The organism is Bacillus sp. SIMBA_074, assembly GCF_046534555.1.
Classification (GTDB): domain Bacteria; phylum Bacillota; class Bacilli; order Bacillales; family Bacillaceae_G; genus Bacillus_A; species Bacillus_A mycoides.
Genome location: NZ_JAWRYM010000988.1, coordinates 1 through 248 on the forward strand (window position 1 = coordinate 1; position 248 = coordinate 248).

Here is a 248-nt window from a genome sequence, read left to right on the forward strand (position 1 = left end):
AACAAGGTAGCCGTATCGGAAGGTGCGGCTGGATCACCTCCTTTCTATGGAGAATTGATGAACGCAGTTCATCAATATAAGTTTCCGTGTTTCGTTTTCGTTTAGTTTTGAGAGTTCAATATAAGTATTGACTCTTAAATAGGAATATGATATAAATAAATTCCGCAATTTGTATGGGCCTATAGCTCAGCTGGTTAGAGCGCACGCCTGATAAGCGTGAGGTCGATGGTTCGAGTCCATTTAGGCCC

Annotated in this window: 1 tRNA gene; it reads left to right on the forward strand. The window is 41.9% G+C overall.

Annotated elements, in window-relative coordinates:
- Positions 1 to 175: 175 nt before the first annotated feature.
- Positions 176 to 248: transfer RNA gene (locus SB773_RS33720), tRNA-Ile, on the forward strand.